At 66.0% G+C, this 25,448-nt stretch carries 24 protein-coding genes; 15 read left to right on the top strand and 9 right to left on the bottom strand.

All coding sequences use genetic code 11. The features are described 5' to 3' along the window. Nucleotide 1: 1 nt before the first annotated feature. From proC to AC27GT_RS04530, 5 genes are all read right to left on the bottom strand, one after another. Nucleotides 2–787, bottom strand: a complete 786-nt coding sequence (proC, locus tag AC27GT_RS04550) for a pyrroline-5-carboxylate reductase (RefSeq protein ID WP_015717584.1) — start codon at nucleotides 785–787, stop codon at nucleotides 2–4. Continuing rightward, nucleotides 784–1,983, bottom strand: a complete 1,200-nt coding sequence (locus AC27GT_RS04545) for an RsmB/NOP family class I SAM-dependent RNA methyltransferase (RefSeq protein ID WP_487223580.1) — start codon at nucleotides 1,981–1,983, stop codon at nucleotides 784–786. The genes proC and AC27GT_RS04545 overlap by 4 nt, the downstream gene beginning before the upstream one ends. Next, nucleotides 1,980–2,252: a stage V sporulation protein S gene (locus tag AC27GT_RS04540; RefSeq protein WP_014515944.1), complete on the bottom strand. Its 273-nt coding sequence runs from the start codon at nucleotides 2,250–2,252 to the stop codon at nucleotides 1,980–1,982. The genes AC27GT_RS04545 and AC27GT_RS04540 overlap by 4 nt, the downstream gene beginning before the upstream one ends. A 91-nt stretch (nucleotides 2,253–2,343) precedes the next feature. Continuing rightward, complete coding sequence (locus tag AC27GT_RS04535) at nucleotides 2,344–2,781, bottom strand: type II toxin-antitoxin system RatA family toxin (protein ID WP_015717586.1); 438 nt, start codon at nucleotides 2,779–2,781, stop codon at nucleotides 2,344–2,346. Nucleotides 2,782–2,790: 9 nt separating this feature from the next. Continuing rightward, a complete protein-coding gene (locus tag AC27GT_RS04530; RefSeq protein WP_219758545.1) occupies nucleotides 2,791–3,231 on the bottom strand; it encodes a regulatory protein RecX in 441 nt (146 codons plus the stop codon). A gap of 17 nt (nucleotides 3,232–3,248) precedes the next feature. Between AC27GT_RS04530 and AC27GT_RS04525 the strand changes: the two genes are divergently transcribed. The 6 genes from AC27GT_RS04525 to AC27GT_RS04500 all read left to right on the top strand — a co-directional run bounded on the left by AC27GT_RS04525 (nucleotide 3,249) and on the right by AC27GT_RS04500 (nucleotide 10,515). Next, the gene (locus AC27GT_RS04525) at nucleotides 3,249–3,935 is read left to right on the top strand and encodes a metallophosphoesterase (RefSeq protein ID WP_487223579.1); all 687 of its coding nucleotides are present in this window, start codon (nucleotides 3,249–3,251) and stop codon (nucleotides 3,933–3,935) included. Between the two features lie 4 nt (nucleotides 3,936–3,939). Then, a complete protein-coding gene (locus AC27GT_RS04520; RefSeq protein WP_105317644.1) occupies nucleotides 3,940–4,218 on the top strand; it encodes an Lrp/AsnC family transcriptional regulator in 279 nt (92 codons plus the stop codon). Nucleotides 4,219–4,229: 11 nt separating this feature from the next. Beyond that, nucleotides 4,230–4,781 (top strand): CPBP family intramembrane glutamic endopeptidase, encoded by a 552-nt coding sequence (locus AC27GT_RS04515; RefSeq protein ID WP_487223578.1) that lies wholly within the window; start codon nucleotides 4,230–4,232, stop codon nucleotides 4,779–4,781. A 122-nt stretch (nucleotides 4,782–4,903) separates the two neighbouring features. Beyond that, nucleotides 4,904–8,095, top strand: a complete 3,192-nt coding sequence (locus tag AC27GT_RS04510; protein WP_487223577.1) for a serine/threonine protein kinase — start codon at nucleotides 4,904–4,906, stop codon at nucleotides 8,093–8,095. Next, complete coding sequence (locus AC27GT_RS04505; RefSeq protein ID WP_487223576.1) at nucleotides 8,092–9,135, top strand: DUF444 family protein; 1,044 nt, start codon at nucleotides 8,092–8,094, stop codon at nucleotides 9,133–9,135. Before AC27GT_RS04510 ends, AC27GT_RS04505 begins: the two co-directional genes overlap by 4 nt. Before the next feature lie 3 nt (nucleotides 9,136–9,138). Further along, a complete protein-coding gene (locus AC27GT_RS04500) occupies nucleotides 9,139–10,515 on the top strand; it encodes a SpoVR family protein (protein ID WP_487223575.1) in 1,377 nt (458 codons plus the stop codon). On the opposite strand, the gene AC27GT_RS04495 is transcribed toward AC27GT_RS04500, so the two are convergent. From AC27GT_RS04495 to pdo, 3 genes are read right to left on the bottom strand one after another with little or no spacing between them, the layout of a single operon-like run. After that, nucleotides 10,512–11,303, bottom strand: a complete 792-nt coding sequence (locus AC27GT_RS04495; protein WP_487223574.1) for a TlpA family protein disulfide reductase — start codon at nucleotides 11,301–11,303, stop codon at nucleotides 10,512–10,514. The genes AC27GT_RS04500 and AC27GT_RS04495 overlap by 4 nt on opposite strands. Beyond that, nucleotides 11,303–11,677 (bottom strand): rhodanese-like domain-containing protein, encoded by a 375-nt coding sequence (locus AC27GT_RS04490; protein WP_487223573.1) that lies wholly within the window; start codon nucleotides 11,675–11,677, stop codon nucleotides 11,303–11,305. The genes AC27GT_RS04495 and AC27GT_RS04490 overlap by 1 nt, the downstream gene beginning before the upstream one ends. 1 nt (nucleotide 11,678) lies before the next feature. Further along, nucleotides 11,679–12,368 carry a protein disulfide oxidoreductase gene (gene pdo / locus AC27GT_RS04485; RefSeq protein WP_487223572.1) on the bottom strand — a complete coding sequence of 230 codons (690 nt, stop codon included), beginning with the start codon at nucleotides 12,366–12,368 and terminating at the stop codon, nucleotides 11,679–11,681. A 164-nt stretch (nucleotides 12,369–12,532) separates the two neighbouring features. Between pdo and AC27GT_RS04480 the strand changes: the two genes are divergently transcribed. The 4 genes from AC27GT_RS04480 (at nucleotide 12,533) to AC27GT_RS04465 (ending at nucleotide 16,306) form a co-directional block, all read left to right on the top strand. Continuing rightward, nucleotides 12,533–13,969 (top strand): MBL fold metallo-hydrolase, encoded by a 1,437-nt coding sequence (locus tag AC27GT_RS04480; RefSeq protein WP_487223571.1) that lies wholly within the window; start codon nucleotides 12,533–12,535, stop codon nucleotides 13,967–13,969. A 61-nt stretch (nucleotides 13,970–14,030) separates the two neighbouring features. After that, nucleotides 14,031–14,690: a rhodanese-like domain-containing protein gene (locus AC27GT_RS04475; RefSeq protein WP_015717598.1), complete on the top strand. Its 660-nt coding sequence runs from the start codon at nucleotides 14,031–14,033 to the stop codon at nucleotides 14,688–14,690. Beyond that, on the top strand, nucleotides 14,687–15,448 hold the full coding sequence (locus AC27GT_RS04470; protein WP_487223570.1) for a sulfite exporter TauE/SafE family protein: 762 nt from the start codon (nucleotides 14,687–14,689) through the stop codon (nucleotides 15,446–15,448). The genes AC27GT_RS04475 and AC27GT_RS04470 overlap by 4 nt, the downstream gene beginning before the upstream one ends. Before the next feature lie 9 nt (nucleotides 15,449–15,457). Continuing rightward, on the top strand, nucleotides 15,458–16,306 hold the full coding sequence (locus AC27GT_RS04465; protein WP_015717600.1) for a carbon-nitrogen hydrolase family protein: 849 nt from the start codon (nucleotides 15,458–15,460) through the stop codon (nucleotides 16,304–16,306). Here the strand turns inward: AC27GT_RS04465 and AC27GT_RS04460 are convergent. After that, entirely contained in the window at nucleotides 16,301–17,224 is a 924-nt protein-coding gene (locus AC27GT_RS04460; RefSeq protein ID WP_054391729.1) for a peptidylprolyl isomerase, read from the bottom strand. The genes AC27GT_RS04465 and AC27GT_RS04460 overlap by 6 nt on opposite strands. A gap of 13 nt (nucleotides 17,225–17,237) precedes the next feature. On the opposite strand from AC27GT_RS04460, the gene hemE reads away from it, so the two are divergent. Genes hemE through AC27GT_RS04435 form a run of 5 tightly spaced genes read left to right on the top strand, consistent with a single transcriptional unit; the run spans nucleotide 17,238 to nucleotide 25,445 of the window. Further along, a complete protein-coding gene (gene hemE, locus AC27GT_RS04455; protein WP_487223587.1) occupies nucleotides 17,238–18,269 on the top strand; it encodes a uroporphyrinogen decarboxylase in 1,032 nt (343 codons plus the stop codon). Continuing rightward, nucleotides 18,266–19,219 (top strand): ferrochelatase, encoded by a 954-nt coding sequence (gene hemH, locus AC27GT_RS04450; RefSeq protein ID WP_219758558.1) that lies wholly within the window; start codon nucleotides 18,266–18,268, stop codon nucleotides 19,217–19,219. Before hemE ends, hemH begins: the two co-directional genes overlap by 4 nt. Then, entirely contained in the window at nucleotides 19,207–20,562 is a 1,356-nt protein-coding gene (gene hemG / locus AC27GT_RS04445; RefSeq protein WP_219758559.1) for a protoporphyrinogen oxidase, read from the top strand. The genes hemH and hemG overlap by 13 nt, the downstream gene beginning before the upstream one ends. A gap of 35 nt (nucleotides 20,563–20,597) precedes the next feature. Next, nucleotides 20,598–22,838, top strand: coding sequence for a diguanylate cyclase (locus AC27GT_RS04440; protein ID WP_219758560.1), 2,241 nt, complete (start codon nucleotides 20,598–20,600; stop codon nucleotides 22,836–22,838). Between the two features lie 39 nt (nucleotides 22,839–22,877). Further along, nucleotides 22,878–25,445: a bifunctional diguanylate cyclase/phosphodiesterase gene (locus AC27GT_RS04435; protein WP_219758561.1), complete on the top strand. Its 2,568-nt coding sequence runs from the start codon at nucleotides 22,878–22,880 to the stop codon at nucleotides 25,443–25,445. The last annotated feature ends 3 nt before the right edge of the window (nucleotides 25,446–25,448 follow it).

Below are 25,448 nucleotides of genomic sequence, written 5' to 3'. Positions count from 1 at the left end.
CTTACTCCGCCTCTCCCAGCTCGTGCCCGCGCCGGGTGGCGGCCTCCACCGCCTCGTAGAAGGCAGCTCTTAAGGAGCGGGCCTCGAGGGCATGGAGGCCGTGGATGGTGGTTCCCCCGGGGCTTGCCACCTCGTCCTTGAGCTGGGCGGGATGGCGGCTTTTCAAGAGCTCCCCCGTGGCCGCCAGGGCCTCCGCCGCCAGGCGCAGGGCCAGGGCCCGGGGCATACCCATCTTCACCCCAGCATCGGCCAAAGCCTCCGCCACCACCGCCAGATAGGCGGGGGCGGAAGCGGACATGGCGGTGAAGGGGTCAAAGAGGTGTTCGGGGATCTCGTACACATCCCCCACGGTGGCGAAAAGGGACCGGGCAAACTCCAGGTCCCCTGCCTCCCGGGCCTCCCTCAAGGCGGTAAGGGCGGTGGAGCTCTCCCCGATCACCGCCGCCAGGTTGGGCATGGCCCGCACCACCCGCCGGGTGTCCAGCCTGCGGGAAAGCACCGCCGTGGATACCCCGGCCATGATGGAGATGTATCCCACCCCGGGGTGGGCGATCTCCGGGGCCAGATGGGGAAAATCCCGGGGCTGGACCGCCAAAAGCACCCGCTCCGCCTGGGCGAGTTCCTTAAGGGCCAAAGGACGAAGGCCAAAGGCCTCGGCCAGCTCCCGGGTGCGCTCCGGGGTGCGGCCCACCACCCCCACCTCCCCGGGCCTGAGGAAACCCCGGTCCAAGGCTCCCTTCAGGATGCTTTTCCCCATCTTGCCCAGGCCCACGAACACCAGCTTCATGATCTAGAGTTTACCTTCCGCAGGCGCAGGTAATAAAACCCATCCAGGCCTCCCTCCGGGGCCACATAAACACCCAGGCCCGACCGAAGCGCGGGAAAGGGGCAGGCTATGGGCTCCGGCACAAACTCCGGGTGCCGGGCAAGAAAGGCCCGGGCCACCCCCTCCCCTTCCTCCTCCGTCAGGGTGCAGACGCTATACACCAGCACCCCCCCTTCCTCCGTGGCCCGGGCAGCGGTCTCCAGAAGCTTAAGCTGCAACTCCGCCATGCGCCTCGGGTCTTCTGGAGCCAGGCGGTAGCGGAGCTCGGGATGGCTCCGGAAAGTTCCGGTTCCGGTGCAAGGAGCGTCCAGAAGAACCTTTTTGGCCTTCTCGGAAAGAGGTTCCCTCAGGTCCTGGGTGCGGTAGATGACCCTCAGGCCCAGCTTCCTCGCCGTCTTCTCCCCTGCCTCCTGGCGCCTGGGGTTCAGGTCGTAGGACACCACCTCCGCCCCCTTGGCGGCCAGGTAAAAGGCCTTAAGCCCCGCACCCCCGCACAGGTCCAGCACCTTTTCTCCGGGGACAGGGCTAAGAAGCTGGGCGGCAAAGAGGGAAGCGGGGTTTTGGGGCTGGAGGCCTAAAGCGGAAAAGTCGGTTTTCCCTCCCTCCCAGAGGTAACTATCGGGGATGGGTCCTGGCCTCAATCCCTCCACGGGGCGATAGGCGGTGACGAAGAGGGGAGCGGGCTCGTTGAACCCCTCGGCGAAGGCCACCTGGCCGAAGAATCCTTGCCAGGCTTGGCAAAGCCAGTCGGGCAGGCTGAGGCGCACGCACTCCGGGGCCTCCCGCAGGCTCAAACGACGGAGCACGGCGTTGACCAGGCCGGCGAGGCGCGGGGAAACCTTTTTGGCCTCCTCCACCCAGGGGCTCACCCGGGCATGGTCCGCCTTGCCCGCAAGCCACTCCCAGGCCCCCAGGCGCAGGATCCAGCGCACCTGGGGAGGAAGCCTCTCCGGCTTCCTGAGGTGGGGCTCCAAGAGAAAGTCCAAATACCTCAGGCGGCGCAGCACCCCGTACACCAGGTGGGTGGCGTAGGCCCTGTCCCGCTCGGGCCAGGACAGGCGGTCCAGAGCCCGGTCCAAAAGCAGCTGGGCCCTGCCGCCCCGCTCCACCTCGAGGAGGATGCGAACGGCCAGAGCCCTGGGGCTTTCCGGCCTCAAGACTCCAGGGGATGGGCCTTGATGCTGAACTTAAGGGCGGTCCGCTCCTCGTTCTCCAGGTCCAGCTTGACGAAGGCCGGCTTGACCACCAGGTCCAGGTTGTCGGGGGCGATGTACCCCCGGGCGATGGCGATGGCCTTCACCGCCTGGTTCACCGCCTGGGGCCCGATGGCCTGCACCTCCACCTCCCCCTTGGTGCGCAAGAGCGCCGCAATGGCGCCGGCCACGGAGTTGGGGCGGGACTTGGAAGACACGCGCAACGTTTCCACTTTGACCTCCTGAAAGCTCTTGGGCCACCCCGCTTTGGAAGGACATGGGCGGCTTCAGGCCCATGGTAGAGCAAAAGGGCCCCATGTGCAACTAGGAAGCCAGAACCCGTTCCTCCAGACCCTTAAGAAGGCTTTCTATGTTCTCCTGCATGAGCTTTTGCACCAGCTTCTGCAAAAGCCCCCCGAAGATGGGGATGGTGAGCTCATAGGTCAGGCTCAGGACCACCCGGGTCCCCTCCCCCTCCGGCAGGAAGACCCAGGTGCCCTCGTACCGGTCAAAATCCCCTTCCGGGGAGTAAAAGCGGTTCCTTAGGTTCTGGTCGTCCCACTCCTCCTCCTCCAGCCAGCGCACCTTCTTGCCCATGGCCACCGCCACCCATTCGCTTCGGGTGCGGTTTCCCTCCTGGGAGAGCACCTTGAGGCTTTCCACCTCCTTGAGGTAGGGCTTCAAGCCCTCCAGATCCTTGGCCAGGGCATACACCTTTTCCGCTGGCGCCTTGATCAAGCGTTCCGCGCGCACCTCGGGCATGGGCTCTTTTTACCCGCTTTCCTCCTCCTTGACAAGCCGGTAGGCCTCTAGGGCCACGGAAAGGGGGAAACCCCGGCCCTGAAGGAAGCGCACCGCCTTGGCCTTGTCCTGGCGGCGGGGGTAGCGGCGGAGGACTTTAAGCGCGGCCTCCAGGCTCTCCTCCTCCCCATAGGCGGCAAGGACTTCCTCCACCACCTCCTCCGGAACCCCCTGGGCTTTCAGGAGAAACCGGAGCTTATGGGGACCGTACTTCCGCCTGCTGGCCACGAAGGTTTCCGCAAAGGCCCGGTCGTCCAGATAGCCCAGCTCCTCGAGGCGGGCCAGGGCTCCTTCCACCTCCCCCTCGGGAAAGCGGCCGAGAAGCTTCTCCCGCAGGCGGGCCCGGCTCATGGCCCTTTGCGAGAGGAGCCTTAAGGCATAGGCCAGGGCCTCAGCCTTTTCCATACCCATAGGGTACGCTAAAGCCCATGCGGGTCTTCGCCATCGCCGACCCCCACCTCTCCCGCCTGCACCCCAAGCCCATGACCATCTTCGGCCCCAACTGGCAGGGCCACCCGGAGGCCTTCTTCCGGGGCTGGCGGGAGGTGGTGGCGGAGGGGGACCTGGTGATCGTCCCGGGGGACATCTCCTGGGCCATGCGCCTGGGGGAGGCCCTGCCGGACCTCCTGGACCTGGCCGCCCTGCCCGGCAAAAAGGTGCTCCTGAAGGGGAACCACGACTACTGGTGGCCCTCCATAACCCGCCTGAGGGCCGTTTTGCCCGAGGGCATGTACGCTCTGCAAAACGATGCCCTGGTCCTGGACGGGGTGGCGGTGGCGGGAAGTAGGGGCTGGCAGTACCCCCCCGCCACCCCGGAGGACGAGCGGATCTTCGCCCGGGAGGTGGAGCGGCTCAAGCTCTCCCTACAGGACCTCAAGGGCAAACCCTACCGCCACCTGGTGGTGGCCTTCCACTTTCCCCCTTTCGGCCCCAAGGGGGAGGCCACCCCCCTTTTGGAGCTGGCCGCGGAGGCCAAGCCCCAGGCCATCGTCTACGGCCACCTGCACGGGGCCGACCCGGAAAAGCTTCCCAAAGAGTACCGGGGCATTCCCCTCCACCTGGTGGCCGCCGACGCCCTGGCCTTCCGGCCCAAGCTGATCCTGGAGGTAGGATAAAGGGGTGATCACCGCCTTCGTACTCATCCGTGCCCGCGGGGACCGGATCGCCGCCCTGGGCGAGGCCATTGCCGAACTCCCCCAGGTGGCCGAGGTCTACTCGGTTACGGGCCCCTTCGACCTGGTGGCCCTTTTGCGCCTGAAGGACCTCGAGGAACTGGACGATGCCGTCACCCAGGGGATCCTGGCCCTGGAAGGGGTGGAGCGCACGGAAACCCTCCTGGCCTTCCGCGCTTACCCCAAGAAGCTCCTGGACCAGGGCTTCGCCCTGGGCGGGGAGTAGGCCTTAAGGCCTTGGTTCCCCCACCCCTGGGCTTCCTCCTGGCCCTGCAAGGAGGGCTACTCCTCCTTGGGGCTTCGGGCATGCTCCTTTTGGGCCTTCCCTTCGGCCAGGCGGGTCCCAAGGAGCTCTTCTATGCCCTGGGCCTCTTCCTGGCCTTGGCCGCTTTGGAGGAAGCCTTCCGGCACCTTTTCCCCGCTTCCTTCCAGGAGGCGGAAAACCTCCACCGGGCCTTGGGAGAGGCCCTGCGCCGGGCTGGGGTAGGACCCGCAATCCTCCTTCTCCTCGCCCTCCTTTCGGGGGTGGCCGAGGAAGTCTTCTTCCGGGGCCTTCTGCAAAGCCTCCTTATGGCCTGGCTGGGGCCCTCGGGGCTCTTCCTCCAGGCCCTGGTCTTCGCCCTCCTTCACCCCGCCCCCAGGCGGGCCCTTGCCTACCCGGTTTACACCGGGCTTGCCGGGCTCCTTTTTGGGCTCACCTACCTTCTCACCGGAAGCCTTCTCCCCAGCATCCTGGCCCACTTCCTCCACAACGCCCGGGGGTTCTACGAGATCTCCACAAGAAGCTAGGAAAGCTTAGCGCAAAACCCCCTTCCCGGCTAGAACCAGGGCCACATTCTCCGCCCAGAACCTGCTACAATAAAGGCAAAGCTATCAAAACCCGTCCCTGGCCGGTATGAAGGAGGGCGTCCATGAACGAACTGGAGCGCATCCGTCGCCGTCAAGACCTCGAGGCCTACCGGGCCCTGAGCTGGGAAGGCTCCTTCGCCGACTATCTAGGCCTTCTCAAGAAGGACCCCAGGCCCTTGAGGACCAGCTTCCAGCGGGTCCACGACATGATCCTCTCCTACGGGGTGGAGGAGTATACCCTCTTCAGGGAAAAGCTCCTCCATTACCGCTTCTTCGAGGACCCCTTCGAAGGGGGAAAGGACGCCATCTTCGGCCTGGACAAGCCCCTTATGCGTCTGGTGGCCACCTTAAAGGCCGCCGCCCACCGCCTGGGGCCCGAACGGCGGATCCTCCTCCTCCACGGTCCCGTGGGCTCGGCCAAGAGCACCATCGCCCGGCTTCTCAAGAAGGGCCTCGAGGCCTACAGCCGCACGGAAGAAGGCAGGCTCTACACCTTCTACTGGAAAACCGAGGAGGGCCCCCTCCCCTGCCCCATGCACGAGGAGCCCCTCCACCTCTTACCCAAGGAGATCCGGGAAGAGTTCCTGGCCGAGCTCAGGGCCCTCCACCCCAGCTACCCCTACCCCCTCGAGGTGGAAGGGGACCTCTGCCCCGTCTGCCGCTTCCAGATGCGGGAGGCCTTGGCCCGGCACGGGGGGGACCTGGCCGCCGTCTTGGAGAAGGAGATCGTGGTGAAGCGCCTGGTCCTCTCGGAGAAGGACCGCGTGGGCATCGGCACCTTCCAGCCCAAGGACGAGAAGAACCAGGACGCCACCGAGCTCACCGGGGACATCAACTACCGCAAGGTGGCCCTCTACGGCTCCGACTCCGACCCCCGGGCCTTCAACTTTGACGGGGAGCTCAATATCGCCAACCGCGGCCTGGTGGAGTTCATTGAGATCCTCAAGCTGGACGTGGCCTTCCTCTACGACCTCTTAACCGCCAGCCAGGAGCACAAGATCAAGTCCAAGAAGTTCGCCCAGACGGACATAGACGAGATCATCCTGGGCCACAGCGTGGCGGGCTGGACCCCTATCCTCTACCGGCACCGGGGTAAGCCGGGCTGGACCACGCTGGAGGGGCTTTACGAGCGCTTCGGCGAGCGGCCCAAAGGGCTCGAGGTGTTGGCCTACGACCCTGAACGCAAGGAGGCCCGCTGGACCCGGGTCTTGGGCCTCTACCGCCACCCCTTCTTCGGGGAACTCCTCACCTCCGCCCAGAAATGGGGCGTGGTGGAGACCACGCCCAACCACTCCCTTTACGACCGGGAAGGCCGGGTCTTCTACCCCGAGGAGGGGCGGGAGATGCTGGGCCTCCGTAAACTGCCACCCCTCGCCCCCCCGCCCCAGACGGTGAACGTGGTGGGGGGCGTACCGGGCTTCGCCATGGAAGAGGAACTGGCCCCAGCCATCGCCGCCCGGCGCCTCACCCGCCCTGCCGCACCGGGGTTTGCGCGGCTCGCCCTGCCCCGCCACGCCACCCTCCTCAAGGCCCTCTACCGCCTGCCCCAGGAAGAAGAGGACCTAAAGGCCCTCCTCACCGTCCTCATCTGGTACGCCACGGAGGGGCACGGAAACGCCCGCAACGGGGGCATCGTCATCTCCTCGGCCAACCGGGAGGAGCTGGAGCGGGTCAAGGCCGCCTATGAGCGGATCTCCGACGGCAAGGGCTATATCCACGTGGGCTCCAAGCGGGACTCTGCCTGGCGGCTTTACCTGGGGGCCGAGGCCGTCCGGGTTCTGGCCGAGCACCACTGCGGCAAAGGCGCGGCGCAAAAGCGCCTCCCCGACTTCCTCTTCACCCTTCCCCGCCCCTACCTGGAGTACGCTTGGGAAGAGCTCCTCAAGACCGACGGGTCCCGGCGGCTGAGCCGAGAGCAGGCCAAAGGCTCCGAGGCCTACCAGCGGCTTTATGGGGAGTTCAAGACCATCTCCCCCATACTGGCTGCCCAAGTAGGGGTGCTCCTAAGCCTCCTGGGGCACGATTACAGCGTCTACCTCTACCCGAGACCCGGGAAAGCCCCCGCCTACCGCATCCGCTACGTCTCCGGGGAGGGCAAACCCGGGGGAAGGCACAAGCGGTACACCCACCGTCTCTTCCGCCGCCCCGCCCAGGGAGAGTGGGTCTACGACATTGCCTGCGAGGGCCTCCACAACTTCGTCTGCGGGGTGGGCAGCGTGGTCTGCCACAACACCAACGAGCCCGAGTACCGCAAGCTCCAGGCCAACGAGTACATGGAGGCCCTGCGGGACCGCACCATCAAGATCGACGTCCCCTACATCCTAAGGGTCTCCGACGAGGTGAAGATCTATCAGCGGGACTTCGCCAAGGTGCGGGCCAAGCACATCGCCCCCCACACCCTGGAGATGGCCGCCACCTGGGCGGTGCTCACAAGGCTGGAACCCCCTAAGCGGGCGGGGCTTACCCTCATGCAAAAGCTCAAGCTCTACGACGGCAGGCTCCTCCCCGGCTGGACGGAAGAGGCGGTCAGGGAGCTCATGGCCGAGGCCAAGCGGGAAGGCCTCGAGGGCATCAGCCCCCGGTACATCCAGGACAAGATCTCTAACGTCCTCGTCACCAGCGAGGAGCCCTGCATCAACCCCTTCATGGTGATGAACGAGCTGGAGGAGGGCTTGAAGCACCACTCCCTCATCTCCGACGAAAAGACCAAAGAGCGCTACAAGGCCCTTTTGCAGGAGGTGAAGGCGGAGTACGCGGAGATCGTGAAGAACGAGGTGCAACGGGCCATCGCCGCCGACGAGGAGGCCCTGAACCGCCTCTTCCACAACTACATCGACCACGTGAAGGCCTACGTCCTGGGGGAGAAGGTGAAAAACCCCTACACCGGCGCCCCCGAGCCCCCCAACGAGCGCCTCATGCGCTCCATCGAGGAGCGCATCGAGATCCCTGAGTCCCGCAAGGACGACTTCCGCCGGGAGATCATGAACTATATCGGCGCCTTAGCCCTGGAGGGAAGGCAGTTCACCTACAAGGATAACGAAAGGCTCCGCCGGGCCCTGGAGCTCAAGCTCTTTGATGACCAGAAGGACACCATCCGCCTCTCCGCCCTGGTCTCGGGGGTGGTGGATCCCGAAACCCAGGCCAAGATCGACGTGGTGAAAGCCCGCCTCATCCGCGACCATGGCTACTGCGAGCACTGCGCCAGCGGGGTTTTGGAGTTCGCCGCCTCCATCTTTGCCCGGAGCGAGCGATGAGACCCATTGAGCGGGACCTCCTGCGCTTTAAGGAGATCGTGCGCGGGGAGGTGAAAAAACGGGCCCGGGAGTTTTTAACCCGGGAGGAGCTTTTCGGCCAGGTGGAAGGCCGCCTGGTCTCCATACCCCTGCCCCAGCTGGAGCTTCCCAAGATCGTCTACGGGGAGCCCCTGGGGGAAGACCTGGGCCTTGGGGGTCCGGGGACGGAAAGCCTGGGCCCTGCGGGCCACGTGCCCGTGGCTGAGCTGGAGCTGGAGGAGTTCTTGGACCTGGTGGGCGAGGCCCTGAGGCTTCCCCGGCTCCGGCCCAAGGGGGAGGGGGAGGTTACGGAGGAGGCCTTCCGCTACACCACCATCGCCCGCAAGGGGCCAAGGGGCCTGCGCCACGTGCGCCGCACCCTCAAGGAAAGCCTCAAGCGGGCCCTGCAAACCGGGGAGTACCGGCCCGAAGACCCCCTTCTGGTCCCCGAACGGGAGGACCTCAGGTACAAGGCCCCCAGGAGCAGGCCCAAACCCCACGCCCAGGCGGTGGTCCTCTTCGCCCTGGACGTTTCGGGGAGCATGCGGGAGGAAGAGCTTAGGCTGGTGAAGACCCTCTCCTTCTGGATCACCCTCTGGATCAAGCGCCACTTCCCCCGCCTGGAAAGGCGCTACCTCCTGCACGACGCCGAGGCCTGGGAGGTAACGGAGGAGGAGTTCTTCCGGGCCCGGGAAGGCGGGGGTACCCGGCTTTCCAGCGCCCTCCTCCTGGCGGAGGAGATCCTGAAGCGTTACCCGGAGGCCTTTTACAACCGCTACCTCTACCACTTCTCCGACGGGGAGAACTGGCAGGGGGACACCCCCGTGGCCCTCGAGGCCCTAAGGCGCCTCCTCCCCACCCTGGCCCTCTACGGGTACGCCCAGGTGCAGGGACCCTACGGCCAGGGGCGGTTCCTGGAGGACCTGAAGGAAGCCCTGGGCAAGGAGGAGGGGCTCGCCGCCACGGAGGTACACGGCAAGGAGGATCTGCCCTTGGCCCTGAGGCGGCTTTTGGGAGGCTAAAGGATGCGCAAGGAACTAAGGCGCTGGGCCGAGATCCTCAGGGAAAGAGCCCTGGCGGATGGGCTTTCCTTTCCCCCGGTGCTCTTTGAGGAGGTGGGTCCGGAGGAGATGGCCATGCTGGCCGCCTACGGGGGCTTTCCCCGACGCTATTCCCACTGGCGCTTCGGCAGCGAGTACCTGCGCTACCGGGAAACCTACCGCTACGGCCTCGGGCGCATCTACGAGCTGGTGGCCAACACCTACCCCGTGCACGCCTACCTCCTTAAGGGCAACACCCTTCTCGCCCAGAAGCTGGTCATGGCCCACGTCTACGCCCACGCCGACTTCTTTCACAACAACCTGGCCTTTAAACCCATCCCCAAGGACATGGAAGCGGAGATGGCCCACCATGCGGCCTTTGTGGAAAAGGCCATGGAGCGGCATGGGGCGAGAAGCGTGGAGGAGTTTCTGGACCTGGCCCTTTCCCTGGAAAACCTCATCGATCCCCACGCCCTCTACATCCAAAGGCAGGCGGAGGAGGATAAGGAGGAGAGACCCCCTGACCGCCTCCAGGTGCGCCCCTACCTGGATCCCTACGTGAACCCTCCTCCAGCGCCTCCCAAGGAAGCCGAGGAGGGGGCAAGCCCCATCCCCCTCCCCCCCAGGCCCACCCGGGACATCCTGGGCTTTCTGGCCCGGCACGCCCCCTTGGCCCCTTGGCAGAAGGGCATCCTGGAAATCATCCGGGAGGAGAGCCTGTACTATGTCCCCCAGGCGGCCACCAAGATCCTCAACGAGGGCTGGGCCACCTACTGGCACACCCGCCTCCTCCTCCCCCTCCTCTCCCCGGAGGAGGCTCTGGAGTTCGCCGAGCTCCAGGCAGGGCTTCTCGCCCCACACGGCTTCAATCCCTACCGCCTGGGCTACCTGCTCCTAAAGGAGGTGGAGGAACGCTGGGATAAGGGGCGGTTCGGCCCCGAGTACGAGGCCCTGCCCCTAGGGGAGCGGCTCACCTACGAGAGGCCCACCAGCCTGGGGCTCAAGCAGCTTTTCCAGGTGCGCACCGTCCACACGGACCTGAGCTTCCTGGATAGCTTCCTGACCCCCGAGTTCGCCCTCAGGCAGAGGCTCCTCAACCCCGAGGACCTTCCCCGCTTCGCCGAGGCCAAGAAGGCCCTCCTCTTCCGCCTCACCAACGGGGGCTACCCCATCGTGGAGCTGGTGGACGCCAACTACGGGAACCGGGGAGAGCTTCTTCTGGAACACGCCTACGAGGGCGTGGAGCTGGACCTGAAAAAGACCCAGGCGGTGCTGGAGAACCTCTACCGCCTGTGGGGCCGGCCGGTGCACCTGAAGACGGTGGTGGGGGAGAAGGAAACCCTGCTTTCCGCGGGAAGCTAGCGCAAAACCCTCAGGTACCCAAGAAGAAGGGCCTCGGAAAGCTCCCCCAGGTGCCGGGCCACCAGGCGCCCCTCCCGGTCAAAGAAAAAGGTGGTGGGAAGGCCCTGGGTCTTCAGGACCTGGGAGAGCTGGGTTTCCGGATCCAGGAGAACCCACTCGGGGGCGAGCCTCTCTTCCTCCAAAAAGCTCCGCACCACCGCTGGCCCCTCCCCTTGGCTGGCAAAGGCGAAACGCACCTCGGGGTTTTGCTGGCTCAGGCGCACCATCATGGGTAGCTCCCGCCGGCAAGGAGGGCACCAGGTGGCCCAGAGGTTCAGGACCAAAGGCTTCCCCCGGAAGTCCTGCAGGTTCACCGGGGTACCCCCCAGGGTGGTGAGGGTGAGGGAGGGCAGGCGCACCTCCTCCCCTCCCCGCTTCTGCACCAGGAAAACCCCAAAGACCAAGCCCGCCGCCAAAGCAGCGAACAGGGCATACCGCCAGAGGTTCTTGGGCAATGCCATCAGCGTGTACCCTCCCGCAGCCAGGATACCCCAAAGGGGGTCAAACCCCCCCTGCCACACGTAGAGGATGGAAAGGGGATCCCGGGCGTAAACGGATGCGTTCTCCAGAACGAAGCCGATTCTGGCTCCAAGAAAACCCGCAAGGATGGCGCTGTAGGTCCAGGGGGCAAGCCTTCGGTCCACCCTTCGGGCCAGGACCTCGGCCACCACCACCATGGCCAAAAGGGCCAGGAACACCTGGAACCTGGCCCAGGGAATGGCGAAGGGCCCTACCTGCACCGCATCCATCAGCGAACCAGAGGGAAGCCCTCCCTTTGGATGGCCAGGATCCCGCCCTCGAGGTTGTAGAGGTTGGTGTACCCCTTCCGCTTCAGGTACTCCGCCGCCTGGCGGCTGCGGTTCCCGCTACGGCAGTAGAGGTAGACCGGCTTGTCCTTGGGAAGGGTATCCGCCCACTGGGCGACGGCCTCCACCGGCAGGTTGATGGCCCCGGGGACGTGCCCCTCGGCAAACTCCTGGGGGGTACGCACGTCCACCACCACCGCCCCCTGGTCCACCGCCTGGTAGAGCTCCTGCGGGCCGATGTTCTGGTAGCTTCCCTTGGGCCCGCAGGCCGCCAGGGCCAGGAGGGCAAAAAACCCAAGTAGCGCCCGCCGGGTCATGTTAGGCGCTCACCCCCACCGCCTTGCGGATGGCCTGGAGGAACTGGGAAAGGGGCTGGGCCCCGAGGATCCTCTCCTTGCCGTGGTTCACGATGGTGTCGGGCACCCCGTGGATGTGGTAGCGGCTGGAAAGCTCGGGGAACTCGTTGGCCTCGATCATCTCGCCCCACACCTTGGGGGAGGCGTAGGCCATGCGGTGGGCGGTGCGCACCGCCTGCGGGCAGTAGGGGCAGGTGGGGGTGACGAAGACCTGGAGCACCACTTCCTCGGGGAGGGTGTTAAGCTCCTGGACCACGTTCTCCGGCAGTCCGTGGCCGTCGCGGCCCAGCATCTCGATGTCCTCGAGGAGGCTTGCGAACTCGTACCCCGCCGGGATGCCCCGGTACCGAAGGTTGATGGCGGAAGAGCCCCTCTCCCGCAGGATCAGGGTGGGGGGATCCTCCACCCTGTACTCCTTGGCCTTCTCCTTGCCCTCGGGGGTGGCCAGGTCGTAGACCACCAGGTGAAGCCTATCCGAAAGGGCGGCCAGCTCCTCCAGCAGCTGCTTGGTTTCCTTGCAGTACAGGCAGGGCTCCTTACCCGGGGCGATCAGGGTGGAGGTGTCGGTGAAAAGCACCAGCTCCACATCCCGCACCAGGTTGGAAAGCCGCTCACGTACGATCTCTTGCTCCTTAGGTCCCAATAGCGCCATCGTTTCCTCCCGGATACCCCCGTAGGGGTACACCCTTTGTTGAATATAGCAGATGTTTCCCGTAAAGAATAGACCTCCGCGCACGCTGTCCCCGTTGACACCTAGTACCCCCACAGGGTATCGTGGCGGTGTGGGGACAATAGTCCCATACCGGAGGTGAAGCTGTGGTTTTCAGGCAGATTTACGAGGAAGGCTTGGCCCAAATGAGCTACCTCCTGGGGTGCGCCGCCACTGGGGAGGCCCTGGTGGTGGATCCCAAGCGGGACGTGGACACCTATCTGGAGCTGGCGCAAAGCCTGGGCCTGCGCATCACCGCCATAGCCGAAACCCACATCCACGCCGACTACCTCTCGGGAGCCCGGGAGCTGGCCAAGGCCACCGGGGCCACCCTGTACCTCTCGGACGAAGGGGACGAGAACTGGAAGTACAAAGGACTGGAGGGCTTCTCCCATGTCCTCCTTAGGGACGGGGATGAGTTCAGGGTGGGGAATATCCGGGTGAAGGCCGTGCACACCCCGGGCCACACCCCGGAGCACTTTTCCTTCCTGGTGGCGGACGGGGCGGTGACGGACGAACCCCTCCTCTTCCTCACGGGCGACTTCGTCTTCGTGGGGGACATCGGCCGGCCGGACCTTCTGGAGGAGGCTGCCGGCATCAAGGGCACCGCCCTGCCCGGGGCCCGGCGCATGTTCCGAAGCCTCAAGGAGAAGTTCCTCACGCTTCCCGACCACGTGCAGGTCTGGCCAGGCCACGGGGCAGGTTCCGCCTGCGGCAAGGCCCTGGGGGCCCTTCCCGCCACCACCGTGGGCTACGAGAGGCGGCACGCCTGGTGGGCGGAGTACCTGGAAAAAGACGATGAGGAGGGCTTCGTAAAGGCGCTTCTCGCCGGTCAGCCGGAAGCCCCCACCTACTTCAAGGAGATGAAGCGGCTCAACCGGGACGGCATGCCCATCCTGGGAGGCATCCCCCACCCGGGCCGCCTCACCAAGGCCCAGTTTGACCGGTACCTGCGGGAGGGGGCCATCCTGGTGGACACCCGGGACAAGTTCGCCTTCGCCGGGGGGCACATCCGGGGAGCCATCAACATCCCTGCCGGAAAGAACTTCTCCACCTGGGCGGGCTGGCTTCTTCCCTACGACCGGCCCCTGATCCTCCTGGCCCATCCCTCCGAGGTGGAGGCCCTGACCCGGGCCCTGATCCGCATTGGCCTGGACGAGGTGGTGGGGTATATCCCGGGCCTCCAGGGGTATGCGGATGGGGAGCTGGAAACCGTACCCCAGATCACGGCCCGGGAGGCCAAGGCCCTCTGGGAGCGGGGCGAGGCGGTGATCCTGGACGTGCGGGGCCGGGACGAGTACCTGGCCGGGCACATCCCCGGGGCCCTGAACATCCATGCCGGCCGCGTCCTCGCCCACCTGGACAAGCTCCCCAAGGAGAGGCCCCTCATCGTGCACTGCGTGGGCGGGGACCGCTCCAGCACCGCCATCAGCGCCCTCTTGTCCCATGGCTTCAGGAATGCCCTGAACCTCACCGGGGGGATTAGGGCCTGGCAGGAAGCCGGCTTCCCGGTGGAAAAGGGCGAGGAGCTGGTAAGCGCCTGAGTGTAGCGCCGGGGAACTGGGGTTCTGCCCCAGTTCCCCAAACATCCCTAAGGAGGTAAACATGTACGAAGCCGAGGTCAAGGACCTGAGCCCAGAGGAAGCCAAAAAGCTCTACGACCAGGGCGTGGCGTTCATCGATGTGCGGGAGGTGGAGGAGTACGCCCAGGCCCGGATTCCCGGGGCAGGCCTAGTGCCCCTTTCCGAGTTCATGGCCCGCTACGGGGAGATCCCCAAGGACCGGCCCGTGGTCCTCTACTGCCGCACGGGAAACCGCTCCTGGCAAGCGGCCGCCTGGCTCACCGCCCAGGGCTACGGGAACATCTACAACCTCGAGGGGGGCATCGTCCGCTGGTACAGGGCAGGCCTCCCCGTGGACACCAGCCCGGTGGAGGTGGGCTACACCGCCACCCCGTACCAGGAGGTGGGCCCCCACGAGGCGGAAAAGCTTTTGCAGGAAGCCTTGGTGGTGGACGTGCGGGAGCCCTGGGAGTACGCGGATGGGCACGTGCCCGGGGCGGTGAACATCCCCCTCTCCTCCCTGCCGCAAAGGCTTAAGGACCTGCCCAAGGACCGGCCCATCCTCCTGGTCTGCAACTCCGGCAACCGCTCGGGGGTGGCGGCGGACTTCCTGGTGGGCCAGGGCTTCCCCGGGGAACGGGTGTACAACCTCGAGGGGGGCACCTACGCCTGGATGGGCGCGGGCTTGCCGATCGAGCGATGAGCCTGGCCCTTGTTGGCGCTCTTCTCATCGGGGTTTCCCTGGGGCTACTGGGCTCAGGGGGGTCTATTCTTACCGTGCCCGTGCTGGTCTACCTCCTGGGGGAACCTCCCAAGCAGGCCATCGCCGAAAGCCTACTCATCGTGGGAGGGATCGCCCTTCTGGGAGCCCTGCCCTACGCCCTAAGGGGCCTGGTGGACTGGTGCAACGTGCTCTTCTTCGGCCTTCCGGGCATGGCGGGCACCTACCTGGGGGCCTGGCTTTCCCGCTTCGTTTCCGGGGAGGTGCAGCTTCTCACCTTCGCCCTGGTGATGCTTCTTGCCGCCTACTTCATGGCCCGGCCAAGCCCCCTGAGGGCCAAGGGGGAAGGAAGCCGCAAGCCCTGGAAGATCGTCCTGGACGGGCTAGCGGTGGGGGCCCTCACCGGCTTCGTGGGGGTGGGCGGGGGCTTTCTCATCGTGCCCGCCCTGGTCCTTTTGGGAGGGCTTCCCATGCACCTGGCCATCGGAACCAGCCTCTTCATCATCGCCCTCAAGTCCTTCGCCGGCTTCTACAAGTACCTGCACCTTCTGCCCGAGCTGGGCCTGGCCGTCAACTACGGGGTGGCCCTCCTCTTCGTGGGGGTGGGGACCCTGGGAAGCTTCCTGGGCGGCCGGCTGGCGGTGCGGCTACCCCAGGAGGGCCTGAGGCGGGGGTTTGCCCTTTTCCTGGTGGCCATGGGGGCCTTCATCGTGGCCCAGAGCCTGGCCCAGGGGCATTAGACTGAAAGGGTGCGCTTCCGCACCCTCTTGGCCATCCAGGCGGAGGTCAAGCCGGACTTTTACCGCACGGAGGAGGCCTTCCGGAAGCGGGTCTTCTCCTTGCTGGAAAGCCTCGAGGGCACTTCCTCTCCCCGCCTGGCCGCCTTTCCTGAGCTCTTCGGGCTTCCCCTTCTCCTCCACCTGGAGGGGGATTTTCATCCCAGGGACCTCCTGAAAAACCCCCTTCTCCCCTGGAGGCGGGCCCGGCGGGCCTACGGGGTTTTCCGGGAGGTGATGGCGGAAGCCGCCCGAGCCTTCGGCACCTATCTTCTGGCGGGTACCCTGCTCTCCCCGCCCTACGAGGAGGAGCTGGCCCGGGGGCGGTTTGCCCGCACGCCCCTTTTCCAGAACCTTGCCCTTTTCTTCAACCCCGAAGGCCGCTTGTTGGCCCAGGTGCCCAAGATGGAACTCACGCCCCCTGAGCGCTGGCTCAGGCGGGGCACCTTCGGCCCCCACCTGGTGGAAACCCAGGCGGGCAGGGTGGGCATCCTCATCTGCCTGGACGGCTTTTTCGAGCGGTACCTGGCCCGGCTGGACGCCCTGGGGGCAGAGGTTCTCCTGCAACCCTCCGCCAACCCCGCCCCTTGGGACCGCCCCTGGCCCTGGGATGGATCCCGAAGGGAAGGAGAGGTCTGGAGGGCTTCCGCCCAGGAGAGGCTTGTGGGCCGGGAACACCTCCGGCTCCTCCTGAACCCCATGCTGAACGGCCAGATTCTGGGCCTCACCTTTGAGGGGCAAAGCGGCATCTACGCCCCCGGGGAGGCCCTGGCCTTGGCCCCTGCCCCAAGGGGGGATGCGGCCCTCCTCCTAACCCTATAGGCGCTCGGGGAAAAGGGTGATGGGATAGGGGCGGATCAGGAACCGGACCAGCCTTTCCCAGGCCTTGTCCTTTACCCCCTGGGCCAGCTCCTCCGCCACCTCCTCCAAGGGGTAGCGGCCCGGGGGTACCAGCCTTTCCAGGAGGATCACGTGGAAGCCAAACTCCGTCCCCACGGGAGGGGAAACCTCCCCGGGCTTCAGGGCCAGCAGGGCCTTTTCAAAGGCGGGGATGTAGGTGCCTTCCGGCTCGCAGCCGAGATCCCCCCCGGCTTCCTTGGAGCCCGGGTCCTGGGAAACCTCCCTGGCCACCTGGGCGAAGGCCTCCCCCTTGGCCAGGCGGGCCAGGACCTCCTTGGCCGCCTCGAGGGTGGGCACCAGGATGTGCCGGGCGCAGTAGAGGGCGGGGTGGCGGTACTCCGGGGAAAGGAGCCAGAGGGCCTTAAGGGCCGCCGGGGAAACCTTAAGCTCCGTGCGGTAATGGGCTTCCAGGGCCTCGAGGGCCATGGCCTCGGCCAGGAGGGTGCGGTAGGTGGCCAGGTCGGGCACCCCTGCCCCCTCCAGGGCCTTCCGCAGGGCCTCCTCCTCGGGGAAGGCCTTCACGAGCTCCGCCACCCGGGCCTCCACGCTGTCGGGTAGGGGCCAAAAACCCTGACGCCTGGCCAGCAAGAGAAGCGCCCGCTCCTCCGCCAGGGCCTCCAGGTAAGGGGCCCGGTACTGAGCCAGGAGGGCGCGGGTTTCCTCCGAGTCGGGGAGGCCAAGCTGCCGGAGTGCGCTTTTGGCGAAGAGGCCAAAGCGGAGCTCAAACTGGCTTTTGGTGATGTGTTCGGGCCCCACCTGGGCCACCACGGGGTCTTCCTGGGCTCGGGCAAAGGGGGATAAGCTTAGGCTTAAGGTTAGGAGGAAAAAAAGGAAGCGCATGCCCCATGCTAGCATGGAGGGCGTGAACGACCTCATCCTCCAGGCGGCCCGGGGCAGGCCCACCTCGAGGCCCCCCGTCTGGTTCATGCGCCAGGCGGGGCGCTACCAGAAGGAGTACCAGGAGATCCGGCGGCGCTACACCCTACCGGAGATCGTGCAGAACCCTGAGGTCTGCGCCGAGGTAACCCTTCTTCCGGTGAAGCAGCTTGGCGTGGACGCCGCCATCCTCTTTGCGGACATCACCACCCCCCTCTACGGGATGGGGGTGGAGCTGGACCTGGTGGAGGGCAAAGGCCCCGTCATCCACCGGCCCATCCGGGACTCCAAGGGGGTGGAGGCCCTAAGGCCCCTGGAGCCGGAGGAGGCCGTGCCCTTCGTGCTGGAAACCATCCGCCTCCTGAAAAGGGAGCTTGAGGTGCCCCTCATCGGCTTCGCCGGGGCTCCTTTCACCCTGGCCAGCTACCTCATCGAGGGCGGGCCGAGCCGCCAGTTCAAGGAGGTCAAGGCCTTTATGTACCGGGAGGAAGCCCTCTGGCACCGGCTTCTCACCAAGCTCACCCAGGCCATGGCCCGCTACCTGAAGGCCCAGGTGGAGGCGGGGGCCGATCTCCTCCAGGTCTTCGACTCCTGGGTGGGGGCCCTATCCCCCGCGGACTACCGGCGCTACGTGAAGCCCCACATGGCCAGGCTCTTCCAGGAGCTAAGGCCCCTTGGGGTGCCCGTGATCCACTTCGGGGTGGGGACCATGGGCCTTCTTAAGGAGATGCAGGAGGCCGGAGGGGACGTGATGGGCCTGGACCACCACACCCCCCTCCCCTGGGCCCGGGAGGCGCTGGGGGAAACCCCCATCCAGGGCAACCTGGACCCCGTGATCCTCTTCGCCCCCAAGGAGGTGATCCGGCGGGAGGTGGAAAGGATCCTTACGGAAAACGCTGGCCGGCCCGGGCACATCTTCAACCTGGGCCACGGGATCCTGCCCGGCACCCCGGTGGAACACGTGCGCTATGTGGTAGAACTCCTCAAGGAAAAGGAGGAAGCAGCATGAACGTACTCCTCATGGCCTACGGCACCCCCTACACCCCGGAAGAGATCGAACCCTACTACACGGACATCCGCCGGGGAAGGCGTCCTTCCGAGGAGCTGGTGAGGGAGCTGGAAGAGCGCTACCACGCCATCGGCAAAAGCCCCCTGAACGAAATCACCCTGGTTCAGGCCATCAGGCTCCAGGCGCTTTTGAACCTCGAGGCCCCCGCCTACCCCAAGCGCCTCCTGGGCCCCTTCGGCCCCCGCATCCCCCAGGGGCCGGCCCGGGTCTACGTGGGCACCAAGCACTGGCATCCCTCCATCGGGGAGGCCATCGCCGCCATGCACGAGGATGGGGTGAGGCGGGCGGTGGCCATCGTGGCCGCCCCCCATTACTCCCTAAGGAGCGTGGCGGAGTACCAGGAGAAGGTGGAAGCCGCCCTAAAGTCCCTCCCCGAGCCCATCGAGATGGTCTGGGTGGAAAGCTACGAGGCCCATCCCAGCCTGATTGCCGCCTACGCCAGGAGGCTGGAGGAGGCCATATGGCGGCTTAGGGAGCCCAGGAAGGCCGCCTACGTTTTCACCGCCCACTCCATCCCCCTCTCGGCGGTGGAACGGGGCGACCCCTACCCCCGGCAGGTGGAGAGGACGGCGGAGCTCATCGCCAAGAGGCTTGCCCTGCCCCGGTTTAGCGTGGCCTACCAGTCCGCAGGGCGCACCCCCGAACCCTGGCTCGGCCCCGACATCAACGAGCACCTTAAGTCCTTGAGGGAGGAGGGCTTTGAGGAGGTGGTGGTCCAGGCGGTGGGCTTCCCCGCCGACCACCTGGAGGTCTACTACGACCTGGACCTCGAGGCCCAGGCCACCGCCCAGGAGGTGGGACTAAGGCTCATCCGGGCCCGGAGCCTCAACGCCGATTTGGACTACATCCAGGTGCTTAAGGAGCTGGTGGAGGCAGCGTGGCTCAGGTAGCCGTGGTGGGAGGAGGATGGGCAGGGCTTTCCGCCGCCTTGGCCCTGAAGGAGGCGGGGGTGGACTTCCTCCTCCTGGAGGCAGGCCCCCGCCTGGGGGGCAAGGTGCGCACCCACAAGGGGGAGGGCTTCCTGGTGGAAGGGGGTCCAGATGCCAGCGTGCGCTACAAGAAGGAGGTCCTGGAGTTAGGGGAGCGCTTCGGCCTCACGCCCGTAGGGACCCTCCCCGCCAAGCCCGCAGCGTGGATTCTGCGCAAGGGTAAAGCCCATCCCCTCCCCGAGGGGCTCTTGCAAATCGTGCCCGGGGACCTCAAGGGCCTTTACCGCACCTCCCTCCTCTCCCTTTCCGGGAAGCTCAGGGCCCTATACGACCTCTTCCTCCCCCGGGGGGCCAAGGAGGACGAGAGCCTGAAGGAATTCGTGGAACGGAGGCTTGGCCCCGAGGTCTTCGCCGCCCTGGTGGCGCCCCTGGCGGGAGGCATCTATGGAGGGGAGCCCGAGGAACTTTCCATGCGAGCAGCCTTCCCCCAGCTTTTGGACCTGGAGCGGAAGCACCGAAGCCTCATCCTGGGGGCCATGCGGGCGAAAAGAATGCGGGGAAGCCGGGAAGGGGGAAGCCTGTTCTTTTCCTTCCAGGAGGGGCTTTCCGCCCTAACGCGGAAACTTGCCGAGGAGGTGGCGGAAAGAATCCTCCTGGGTACACCCGTCCTAGCCCTCGAGCCCCTGGACGGCCGGTACCGCCTCCACACCCCCAGGGGTTCCCTGGAGGCAGAGGCAGTGGTCCTAGCCACCCCCGCCCCCGTGGCGGCCCACCTCCTAAGGCCCTTCCTCCCCGAGGCCACGGCCCTTCTCAAGGGGATTCCCCACACCCCGGCGGCCACGGTGAGCCTGGCCTTTTCGGAAGGGCTTCCCCTTAAGGGGCACGGCCTTTTGGTGGCCAAGGGGGAAGGGTATCGGGTTAGGGGTTTCACCTGGACCCATAACAAATGGCCGGGGAGGGTCCCAGAGGGCTGGTCCCTGGTGCGGGGCTATTTCTCCGGGGAGGTGGCGCGGCTTTCCGAGGCGGAGCTTGCCCGGGTGGCCCTGGAGGACCTCCGCCGTTTCCTGGGCCAGGAGGTGCGAGCGGAGCGCACCTGGGTCTTCCGCTTCCCCGAGGGCATGCCCGCCTACCGGGTGGGGCATCTGGAGCGCATGGAAAGGCTGGAAATGAGCCTTCTCAAGGCCCCGGGCCTTTTCCTTTCGGGGAACTACCTGGAGGGGGTCGGCCTCCCCGAGGTGGTGCGCTCTGGCCGTAAAGCGGCCCAAAGAGCCCTGGGCTACCTGGCCCTGACCCCCACCCCCTAGGCAAAGTATTGATTCCTGTTTAGGATAGGGCAAACATGGCTCTGCCCTACCCCGCAATCGCCTTGGGCTCCATCCTCCTGGGGCTCCTGGCGGGGATTTTGGGCTTCACCGATCCCTACATTTTGCCATGGCTCATGATCTTCACCGCCACCACCGCCAGCATGCACGGCCTGGGATGGGGGCTCCTGGCCGCCGGGGTTTCCACGATTCTTCTTCTCCTCTTCCCCGGGTTCAATATCATGGCCGCAGCCCTTCTTCTCCTTTCCGCCTGGCTGGCCCACGGCATTGGCGAAAGCCTGAGAAAGGCCCACCGCCAGGCCAAGGCTTTAGCTAAAAGCCAGCGCTTTTTAGCCGAGGCCCTCGAGGCCCTGCCCCAGGCGGAAAGCCGCCAGGCCCTTCTGGAAAGCCTTCCCAGACGCCTGGCTACCTTGGGAGCCGGAGGGCATGTGGGAATCTGGGTGCCCACCAGTCAAGGCTTCCGCCTTCTTGCCAGCGTCCCTCCCCTGGCCCTGGAGGAGGTACCGGCCACGGGAGTCCTGGGCCGCGCCCTAACGACGGCCCAGCCCGTCCATGTGCCCGACATACGAAAGGAAGCTGCCTATATCCCCGCACCTGGCCTCCACATCCTGTCCGAGCTGGCTCTCCCCCTTTGGGAGCGGGGCGAGGTGGTGGCCGTGCTCAACCTGGAGCGCCCAAATCCTTTTGCTCCTGAAGAGGTGGAGGGACTTAAGCGCTTCGCCCAGGCGGTAAGCCTCCAGCTGGACCGGCTTGCCGACCTGGAGGAACGAAGGCTATTAAGCGAGCTTTCCTTACGCCTGCAAAGCGCCACCACCCTGAAGGAAGCGGTGGAGAAAGCCCTGGCCCTCCTCCTCCAGGCCCTAGATCTGGAAACTGGTACGTTTTGGGAAGCCCGGGGGGCCCGTATGGAGGCCCTGGCCCACCAGGGTGTGGAGGAACCCGCCCTGCTCCAGGTGCTAAGGGAAGGCCTTCCCTATGGGCAAGGTCTAGCCTGGCAGGTCTACCATCGGGAAAGCCCCCTCTTCACCGCCCGCTACGCGGAGGAACCCCAGGCCATACCCCCGCTTAAGGCCCTGGACTGGCGCACCCTGGCGGCCTTGCCCATTCCCTCCCCCAAGGCCCCAAGGAGCCGGAGGGTGCTGGTTTTGGGAAAGAAGGAGGAGCGCCTTTGGCGCAAAGCGGAGGTGGAACTTCTCCTCCTGGCCTGCCGCACCCTGGGCCTGGGGATGGAGCGGCTCACGGAGAAGGCCCGGCACGAAAGCGTTAACCAGCTTTTCCTGGAGCTTTTGGAGAAACCTCCCGAAGAACTCTACGGACGCATCCTGGAAGAAGCCGTCCGCCAGGTGCCGGGTTCGGAAGCAGGAAGCCTTCTGGTGTGGGAGGAAGGAGCTTATCGTTACAAGGCAGCCTTGGGCTATGACCTCGAGGGGCTGCAAACCGTCACTTTCAGCCAGGAGGACCAGCTTCTCTGGTACGGCCTGGGAGCGGAACGGGCGGCTCAGGGGGAGCCCCGCATCATGAGCGTGGAAGAGCGGCCCATCGCCGAGATCAGCCACCAAACCGCCCCACCCGAGGTGATCGACTCCGCAGGCAAAGCCCAGGAGATCAAGGCCAACCTCTGCCTGCCCATCCCCTACAAGGGGGAGGTGCTGGCCTATCTGAACCTGGACAACCTGCACGACCCCGGGGCCTTTGGCGAGGATTCCTTGGAGGCCGCCCGCTTCTTCGCCGCCCCCCTGGCCAGCCTGCTTCACGAAAGCCGCACCCGCAGGCTTCTGGAGGAATCCGCCCTGACCGATTACCTCACCGGCCTCGGGAACCGCAGGGCCTTTGACCGTTTTTTGGAAGAGGAGCTCAAACGGGCCGAGCGCTACGGCTACCCCCTTTCCCTGGCGGTCCTGGACCTTAAGGGTTTCAAGGCGGTGAACGACCGGCTGGGGCACGCCGTGGGGGATTCGGCCCTCATGAAGGTGGCCGAGGTGCTGGAACGGGAAAGGCGCAACGGCGACCGCCTCTTCCGCTGGGGCGGGGATGAGTTCGCCGCCATCTTCCCCCACACCCCCAAAAGGGGAGCGGTGGCCGCCGCCCTTCGCTATGCCAAGGCCATCCAGGGCCTTTGCTTTAACGGCCTCTGCCTGGGGGTGAACATCGGGGTGGCCAGCTACCCCGAGGACGGCAGCACCCCGGACCAGCTTCTCTCCGCCGCCGATACCCGCATGTACGAGGCCAAGGCCCGTGGCCAGGTCATGGTGGCTTGAACCTCCGCCAAAGAGCTGTATACTGGACCAGGCCTAGCCATGGACAGGAGCTGGGGCCTAGGCCCATCCCAAGCCCTTCTTCCCCTGCTGCGCCAGGGGATTAAGGGGCTACCCCAGGCCCTAGAGCAGGTGGGCCGGGCCCTCATGGCCCATCGGGCCTACCTCTTTCGCCTCGAGGAGCGCCAGGGCATCTGGTACGCCAGCCAGCTTTCGGAGTGGGCGGGGCCCGACACCACCCCTCAGATCCAGAATCCTGAGCTGCAAAACCTCCCCGTGCGGGAAAAAGGCTACGGGCGCTGGCTGGACCGCTTCCTGGAGGACCGGGCGGTGGCGGGGCCCGTGGCCTCCTTCCCCGAGGAGGAGCGGCCCTTCCTCGAGGCCCAGGGGATCCAAAGCCTCCTGGTGGTGCCCATATGGGTGGAGGGAAGGCTCTGGGGGTTCCTGGGAGTGGACGACTGCCAGAGGATAAGGGAGTTCGCCCCCGAAGAGGAGGCCTTCCTGCGCCTGGTGGCCGAGGCCCTGGCCCGGACCCTGGAGCTTTGGGAAAGGGAGCGCTGGCTGGAAACCCTTCTCGAGTCCTCCCCCTTCTACCTGGCCCGCCTGGACAAGGAGGGCCATCTGCTCTACGCTAACCCAGCCTTTAGGAGGGCCTTTCCCCACGGGTTTACCCTGCCGGTGGCCGAAGTCCTGAAAGCTCCAGGCCGGCCCCGTAGTTTCTTCACCGAGAAAGACTGGGCGGTAGAGTGGACCCTTTTGGCGGTGCCTGGCCCAGGCCAGGAGGCGTTGGAGGTTTTAGCCTTAGGCGTGGATGTGACGGAGCGGAAGGAAGCAAAGGCCCGGGAAGCCCGCTGGAACCTCTTCCGCAACAACCTCCTCCGGGTCTACGAAACCCTTATGGCCGAGGGGCTTTCCGAGTCTATCTTTGGCTTGATCCTCGAGGCTGCCTTGGAAACAGTCCCCGCGGCCCAGGCAGGAAGCGTCACCGTCCTCCTGGAAGATGGCTGCTACCACTTCGTCGCCGCTCATGGATACGACCTGGAGGCCCTTCGCCAGGTGTGCCTCCGCCCCGAGGAACCCCTCTCCCCTACCGGCCACAAGGGAGCCCAGGTCTTCACCTGGAAGGACCTGGAACGCTTCAACGCCCGCCTGGACGAACCAAGGCGGAAGGTCATGGAGGAGGCCGGCCGGGTTCGGGAGATCAAGGCCATCCTCTCCGTCCCCGTGTACCTGGCGGGGGAGCGCAAGGCCTTCCTGTACCTGGACAACTTCGAGCGGGAGGATGCCTTCACCCCTCTGGACCTGGAGCTGGCCCAGGCCTTCGCCAGCCAGCTAGGCCTCCTCCTGAGAAGGCTAGAGCTAGAAGGCCGGATCCAGCACCTGGCTTACCACGATCCCTTAACGGGCCTGCCCAATCGCCTCTTCTTCCTGGAAAAGCTCGCCCAAGCCCTCAAGGAGGAGGGCCCGCACCTGGCGATCATGTACCTGGACCTGGACGGGCTCAAGCTGGTGAACGACCTGGACGGGCACGCCGCCGGGGACGAGGTGCTTCGGGTCATAGCCGCCCGCCTGCGGGCCGCCCTCCGCCCCCGGGACCTGGTGGCCCGGCAGGGAGGGGACGAGTTCCTGGTCCTCCTCACGGGCCTTAGAACTCCTTCCGAGGCCGTGCGCATCGCCGAAAGGCTTCTGGAGGTAGCCCGTATCCCCATCGCCATGGGAGAACGGCTCTACCACCTCTCCACCTCCCTGGGCATTGCCCTGGGGGAGCCTGGCCTTTCCCCGGGGGAACTTCTCAAGCGCGCGGACCTGGCCCTCTACCGGGCCAAGGGGGAGGGTAAGGACCGGCTGGCCTTCTTCGAACCCCAGTTGCAAGAAGCCCTCCGGCAGGAAATGAACCTCCTGGAGGCGCTAAGGCAGGACCTGGAGCGGGGAGAAGGCCTGTGGCTGGCCTACCAGCCTATCGTGGACCTGAGCACGGGGAAGCGGGTGGCCCTCGAGGCCCTCGTGCGCTGGCGCCTGGCCCCGCCTTCCGTGTTCATCCCCCTGGCGGAACGCCACCGCCTCATGCCCGAGCTGGGCGAGTGGGTCCTCCGCCAGGCTTGCCGGGAACTGGACCGGCACGGCCTGAAGGTGCATGTGAACGTGAGCCCCCAGGAGCTACTGGACCCCACCTATGCCTTTCGGGTGGCGGAAGTCCTGGAGGAAGCTTCCTGTCCCCCTGGCCGCCTGGTGTTGGAGATCACGGAAACCACCCTGATCCCCGACGAGCGGGGCAGGGATGCCACCCGGGCCCTCGAGGCCCTCAAGGCTCTGGGCGTGAGCATCTTCCTGGACGACTTCGGCTCGGGCTACTCCAGCCTGGAGCGTTTGGCCGAGCTCCCCGTGGACGGGGTCAAGCTGGGCCAGGCCTTCACCCAGCGCCTGGGCATCCCGCCCGACCCCCAAAGCCCCCCCGCCCGGGTGGTGGGGGCGGTCTTAGCCTTGGCCCAGGCCCTAGGGCTCCAGGCCATCGCCGAGGGGATAGAGGACGAAACCATTCTGGTTTACTTAAAGAACCTTGGTTTTCCCTTGGGGCAGGGCTACCTTCTCGGTAGGCCTGACCGCTTATAATGG

The organism is Thermus sp. KWY1, assembly GCF_057547025.1.
Note: the sequence above shows the minus strand (reverse complement) of the source record. Positions and strands in the feature narration are given on the sequence as shown.